The organism is Microcoleus sp. A003_D6 (assembly GCF_036702825.1).
In the GTDB taxonomy this organism is placed as follows: domain Bacteria; phylum Cyanobacteriota; class Cyanobacteriia; order Cyanobacteriales; family Microcoleaceae; genus Microcoleus.
This window is the reverse complement of sequence record NZ_JAUBWA010000088.1, coordinates 25141-31690: the sequence shown is the minus strand read 5'-3', so window position 1 is coordinate 31690 and position 6550 is coordinate 25141. Positions and strand designations below refer to the sequence as shown.

General features: G+C 45.4%; 4 protein-coding genes. All 4 read right to left on the bottom strand.

Annotated elements, in window-relative coordinates; all coding sequences use genetic code 11:
- Nucleotides 1-113 precede the first annotated feature (113 nt).
- Nucleotides 114-1217, bottom strand: coding sequence for a chemotaxis response regulator protein-glutamate methylesterase (locus tag QUB70_RS22235; protein WP_332983489.1), 1104 nt, complete (start codon nucleotides 1215-1217; stop codon nucleotides 114-116).
- Nucleotides 1218-1313: 96 nt separating this feature from the next.
- Nucleotides 1314-4310 (bottom strand): hybrid sensor histidine kinase/response regulator, encoded by a 2997-nt coding sequence (locus tag QUB70_RS22230; protein WP_332983488.1) that lies wholly within the window; start codon nucleotides 4308-4310, stop codon nucleotides 1314-1316.
- Nucleotides 4307-4999 (bottom strand): chemotaxis protein CheW, encoded by a 693-nt coding sequence (locus QUB70_RS22225; RefSeq protein ID WP_332983487.1) that lies wholly within the window; start codon nucleotides 4997-4999, stop codon nucleotides 4307-4309. The genes QUB70_RS22230 and QUB70_RS22225 overlap by 4 nt, the downstream gene beginning before the upstream one ends.
- 39 nt (nucleotides 5000-5038) lie before the next feature.
- The gene (locus tag QUB70_RS22220; RefSeq protein ID WP_332983486.1) at nucleotides 5039-6511 is read right to left on the bottom strand and encodes a methyl-accepting chemotaxis protein; all 1473 of its coding nucleotides are present in this window, start codon (nucleotides 6509-6511) and stop codon (nucleotides 5039-5041) included.
- Between the last annotated feature and the right edge of the window lie 39 nt (nucleotides 6512-6550).

The window sequence follows — 6550 nt, the reverse complement described above, 5'->3', positions numbered from 1 at the left end:
AAGAATTAAGAAAGATTCACGGCGGTTAAAACCGCCCGTGCCGCTTACATCTCATGGCTAAAGCCGATGAGTTTTCCCCTTGCCGAACTTTTTTTATAAAAAGTAAGAATTAGTTAACGGCTCATTGCTAATCTGTCAATTAGAGTAGAAGCGATCGCATCCAGCGGTAAAATCTCCGCCGCCGCACCAAGCTCTACTGCTGCCTTGGGCATCCCATAAACCACACAACTCGCCTGATTTTGGGCGATCGTATGCCATCCCTTTTCGCGTAACAAACTGAGCCCTTCCGCTCCATCTCGACCCATACCTGTTAGTAACACAGCAGTTCCTTGGCGATGCCAGTAATGAGCGACACTTTTGAAAAACACATCAACCGAAGGACGATAGGGATAATCAATCGGGTTTTTTGTATAACTTAAGCTAAAATTCGGTTGCAATGACAGGTGATCGTTTGTCCCGGCAATTAATACTTTTCCTACTTCCAAGCGACTTCCTTCGGATGCTAGCTCTACGGTGAGGGGTGTTTGTTCGTTTAGCCATTCTACCAAACTGGGAGTAAACTGTGCATCTACGTGCTGGACGATCGCTATTGCTGCACCAAAGCTTGCTGGTAAGCGAGAAAGAATCTTTGCCAGAGCATTTGGGCCTCCAGTAGAAGAGCCGATCGCGACTAGGGGAGGAATGCGAGAGGCGAGGGGTGAGAATATAGATTGAGGGCTTTGGGTATGGGTTCTAGATTTAGAAGTTGCACCGGATTTGCCAATTAGTTTACCAATTATCACGATTTTCGCAAGCAAAGCTGTGGCAGCTTCTGGGTTGCCGCTAGCCCCCAAAACAGGCGTGCTGACAGCATCTAACGCTCCATATCCCATTGCTTCAAACACTTTAGACCCATTTTTTTCCACGCTAGCCGTTACTACCACAATAGCGCAGGGAGAATTCTTCATGATGTGGCGAGTTGCCTCTACCCCATCCATGACTGGCATGATCAAATCCATCAGAATCAGATCAGGGGTATCCTCGGCGCATTTGGTAACTGCTTCAGCACCATCGCGTGCTACCCAAGCCACTTGATAGTCTTTGACTGTCATCAAGACGCGCCGTAGCGTCTCTACTGCCATCACCATGTCGTTTACAATTGCGATTCTCATATGATTGGTAATTGGTAATTGGTAATTGGTAATTGGTAATTGGTAATTGGCAATTGGCAAGTACATCCACCTAATTAAACGTAAAATACCAGCTAAAAAGCTGACTGTGTATGTCTTCCTCCTTCTTCCTTCTTTCCTTCTACTTAATTGGTATATGAATGACTAATGACCAATCAAATCGTACACGGCGTTGACTAAAGTATCGTCCTGAAAACTTGCTTTTGTTAAGTAATAATTAGCTCCAGCGTCTAAGCCGCGCAGGCGGTCTTCTTCGCGGTCTTTGTAGGATACAATAATCACCGGAATCGAACTCAGCTTGGGATTGTTTTTGATCTTACTGGTAAACTCGATTCCGTTCATGCGGGGCATATCAACATCACTAACTACCAAATCGTAGTGATTTGTGGAAACTGCGTGCCAACCTTCCATTCCATCCACTGCAACATCAACTTTGTAACCTTTGTTTTGCAACAATTTGCGTTCCATTTCTCGAACTGTAATAGAATCATCCACCACCAGAATAGTCTTGCGACTGTCTGCCAGAGTCCGATCGGCACTGCTAACAACACGGTTCAATATATGGCTGTCATTAAGCAGATTATCGACAGAACGCATCAAGTCAGAAGCATCGACAATCAGGATAGGAGAACCGTCGCCCATCAAAGCAGCAGCACTAATATCCTGAACTTTACCCAATCGGGGATCTAACGGTCTTACCACCAAATCGTGTTCGCCCAAAAAGCGATCGACCACCAGTCCGTAATAGTCTGATTGTTCGCTGATGACGACGACAGACAAAGTGTCGGAATGGGGCGGAGGTTGCTTCAATTCTAATACTTGATAGGCAGCTACTAAGCCGATATTCTTATTGTTCATAGTGAAATATTGGCGATTTTCCACTGAGGCAATCTCTTGTTTGTCCACATTGACAATTTGCTCAATCCGTGCCAGAGGAAAGGCATAGGGTTCGCCAGATATTTCTACTAACAGGGTGCGAACGACGGATAGCGTCAAGGGTAATTGAAAGTTAAAAGTCGTACCTTTTCCTGGATTAGAACTAGCTCGCACGGTGCCGCCAACTTCGTGCGCCATACTTTTCGCGATATCTAAACCCACGCCGCGACCGGAAATTTCGGTGACTTGTTTGGCTGTCGAAAATCCTGGTAAAAACAGAAATTCCATCAGTTCGCTTTCGCTAAGCTGAGCTACTATTTCCAGGGTGGCCAGGTTCTTATTAATAATTTTTCCGCGCAGCCAGTCAAAGTTAATTCCTCTACCATCATCAGTGATGGTAATCGATAACATTCCGCCTCTATGGGCTGCTTCTAGCCGCACGGTTCCTTCTGCTGGTTTGCCGGTGGCGAGGCGCTCTTCGGGAAGCTCCAAGCCGTGATCGATGGAGTTACGCAAAATGTGGGTGAGGGGGGCTTCCAGTTTTTTGATAATATCCCGATCGACTGGCGTGCCTTTGCCGAAAACTTCAAATTTTACTTGCTTATTCAGCTTCCTGGCTAAATCGCGCATCATCCGAGGAAACCCCTGTACCCCATCGGCGAAGGGACGCATATTAGATTGAATTACTTCCTGGTAGAGGCGATCGCTCAGACTGCCGGTGCGACGGGCATATAATTCTAGTTCGATCAGGCGATCACTCAAAATCTGCCGACATTCTCGTTCCTTTGCGCGGGCTGCTTCTAAATAGTTTGTGGCTTCTTGATTGTGGTGGGCTGCCAGAGTTTGCTGAAAATTATCTAAAATTTTAGATAATTCTAGTTGGCGTTTTTTGAGGATCGTCAGGGAATCGGCAAACGGCTGAAGCCAATTTGCTTCGATCAAAGATTCGCCAGCCAAACCCATGATCCGATTTAAGTTGTCGGCGCTTACTCGTACAACGCGATCGCTAGAGGCCCCTCCCTGTTCTGCTCCCGGTTTGACTTGCTCTACATCGCTAGATGTTTGCTTAACAATTGATTGAGTTTCACCTAAGTTATTCTGACCATTTGGTTGTGTTTGGATAGTACCGGGAGCGCTGAGCACGATTTCCTGTTTTTGCACAGGAGCAGATTCTGCCTGAGTTTCCTGATTTGAGGGCAAGATTTCGGCTCTTTTAACTGGTGCAGAACCCGGTGTCAGCAGAGCAGAAATTTCCGATCTGGTAGTTTCCACATCGTCCCGATTTTCTTTAACCCAACTTTGCCCTTGCTGACTGATGTTTAGCAGCAGATCGACTCCATGTAGCAGTACATCAACTCCATCGGCTTCTAGGGTAATTTTTTGGTTCTGTGCTGCTACAAAACAATCCTCCATAACGTGAGCCAAATTAACCGCAGCATCGAGGGCCACGATGCGGGCAGCTCCTTTAACGGAATGGGCGGATCGCATTAACGACTCTAAGACTTTGGGAGACCCTGGTTGGCTTTCCAGGGCTAAGAGTCCCTCACTTAAAATAGCTGCCTGGGCGTCTACTTCCAGCTTGAATAACTCCAACATTGAGGTGTCGCCGATGCTTGACATCTCATCTGATTCTGGATAATCTTGACTGTTTGCGATCGTGGTTGGCGACACCTCGCTGGTCACTGCTTCACGAGCAAGCGAGTTCAAATCTCTAGGAGATTGGTTGGGCGCAACCGATATTTTGGGGCTGTTTAAATCATCTTCTAAGCTTACCTCTACAGTAGGAGTTTCTGGCTTTGCCTGCCAGCTTTTCAACTCTACCCTTGGCTGAGTAACTGATACAGATCCTGGTGTCACTAAGGTATCAACACTGTTGGTAACAGTTTCGATGATCTCTTGATTTTCTGAAAGCCAACTATCTAAATCGTCTTCCTTGACTCGGCTAATGTTTAGGAGTAAATTCACAGATTGCAGCAGCACGTCAATCTCACGCGCACCCAGAGTAAAGCTTTGCTTTTGAGCGTTATCAAGGCAGCTCTCTATGCTCTGAGTCAGATTAATAGCCTCATCGATTTCGACGAGCCGAGCGGTTCCTTGAATTGCATTAGCGACACGCATCAATGACTCTAGTATTTGCCGAGACTGGGGTTCGCTTTCCAGAGATAGAAGCCCCTGATTTAGTATGGCGGCTTGGGTTTCGACTTCCTGCCGGAATACATCTAGCATCGTGATTTCGCTCATCGTATCCTCCCTCTGATCTGTCATAAGATTCTTTTGTTTAAGGTGTAAAATAATAAATCAGAATCTATGTAATTAACCTTATGCCCCTGCCAGCGAACCACCCCTTTTGTATAAGTTTCTGAGGCTTTTGAAATCACTACAGGTGTATTTTCTAATTCCCTGAGCGGGAAGCGATGAAGACCGCAAACTTCGTCCACGATAAAAACCCAGCGATTGTCTCCACTTGCCATAACTATCATGCGTTTAGCAGCAGCAACAGAACTGGCACGATCTGAAGAGTTAGCGCGATCTTCTAAGTCAAGGAGATGGCTGAGGGAAACGCACATGAGAATTTCTCCTCTAATGTTGACCAAACCCATAAACAGTTCGTTGTTGCGGTGGGGTAGAGTATGCATTACACAGGGTTCTGTCACTTCCTGAAGCAACCGTACTGGTAAAGCTAACCATTCGCCGCCTAGCAGAAATATCATGACTGATATGGTTTCTCCAGAAACCACGATCGCCCCGTTAGTTTGTGCTAGAGAATGATCGGACGGAGTTTTTGCTAGTACCTCAGTCCACTCTTTTACATACTCTGGGGGTGCTTCCCTTTCTAATAAACTGCGTCCGGCGGCAGAATAAACGGGGCAATTCCGACAATGAATTACTGTTTTTAGTTGTTCGCAGGAGCGATCGCCCTCAACTCCTATTTTGTTCCAGCAATCATTGCTCATAAGTCCCATTCCAACGTAGTTTACTATAAATCATCAACTCTAACCGACTTTATAACCAGAGATGCGCTGGCGTAAGCCTTGTGCCGTTTCGTTCAATTCCCTAATCGCACTGTTGATCTCGCGTAGAGATTGAGTCGTTTGCGAAGAAGCTTCACTCAATTGCACCATGCCTTGACTGATTTGCTGTGCCCCCTCTGACTGTCCTTCCATGCTGTTACTCACCTGTTGAAAACGGGGGGTTAGGGTTTGCACCTGCCCAATAATCGAATCTAATTTACCGCCGATAGTACGAACATCCTCTACACCCCGTTCTACATCTTTGGTAAATTTATCCATTTCCATCACCCCTGTGGAAACTGCACCTTGCATCTCTTTTACCATAGTTTCGATGTCTAAGGTAGCGACTGCTGTTTGGTCAGCGAGGCGGCGAATTTCACGGGCAACCACAGCAAATCCCGTTCCGTACTCTCCGGCTTTTTCTGCTTCAATTGCCGCATTGAGTGAGAGCAAATTGGTTTGATCCGCTACTTTTGTGATCGTGGTGACAATGCTATTAATGCTGTTAGCTTTATCGCTAATAGTTCCCAGCTTTGATGAAATGGTATTAGTGGCCTCCGCTAAAATACGCATAGTTTTTTCCATGTGGATCAGGTCTTGTTGGCTCTCACCCGTCCCCTGAGCCGTCGCTGCCGATGTGTATTCAACTTCATCCATTGTCTTCACCAGTTGTCCAGAGCTGGCAGCAATCTCCTTTACTGTGGCAGCCATCTCACTGGTGGAGGCCGCCTGTTCAGTCATCGTTGCCTCTAGTTGCTTGCCTGATGCCGCAATTTGGGTGGCAGAGCTGGTAATTTTAATGCCAGATTGCTGAATTTGAAGAATTAAAGAGGTCAAGTTATTTGTGAGGTCGAATATCAGATATGCTAGCACCAGGGCTATAGCTATAATGGCTAGAGATGATAATTCTATTAAGTTAAAATTCTTGTCTACCTGCTCACTTATTTTGTTCAACTGGTCTATTTCAGTCTTGGCAAATTCTTGGTTTAGTACGTCGAATTGTCCCAAGTTATTTTTCGATTCTTTCAGGTATGTAGTTACTGCTTCTTGTTGCTTACCTTGATCTTTCAATTGGAAAGTTCTCTTCGACAGCTCTTCAAATTGACTTTCTAATTGAAGCATATTTCTAAATTTATCTTGTTGTTGTGGATTTGGATTATCTTTAATTAGTATTTCGGCGCGTTTGGCAGCTTCCTGATACATATTTTTTTGTTTATCAAAAGATTCTAAAGCACCCTCAGCATTGCCCACAAGTAGATAGCCCCGAATTTGCCGAGCCATCATCGAAGCTCTTAACATCATTTCATTGGTTTCTAGAACGGTATTCCGCGCTCTTCTTGTTTGCACGTAAAGTTCCCTTGTCTGATGAGTGCTTGTAAATACTAGGCCGCTTAAAACTATAAATAATAGAGCGGGGGCTGAATAAGTAAGAAGTAGGCGTTGCTTGAAATTCATTTGGTTCAACATTCTAGTATTTATCCTTGGTAATTTTCT

Bases quoted from the DNA above. Each gene is read 5' to 3' on its own strand.
- QUB70_RS22235 (WP_332983489.1), bottom strand. From the start codon at position 1,217: ATGTACTTGCCAATTGCCAATTACCAATTACCAATTACCAATTACCAA.
- QUB70_RS22230 (WP_332983488.1), bottom strand. From the start codon at position 4,310: ATGACAGATCAGAGGGAGGATACGATGAGCGAAATCACGATGCTAGAT.
- QUB70_RS22225 (WP_332983487.1), bottom strand. From the start codon at position 4,999: ATGAGCAATGATTGCTGGAACAAAATAGGAGTTGAGGGCGATCGCTCC.
- QUB70_RS22220 (WP_332983486.1), bottom strand. From the start codon at position 6,511: ATGAATTTCAAGCAACGCCTACTTCTTACTTATTCAGCCCCCGCTCTA.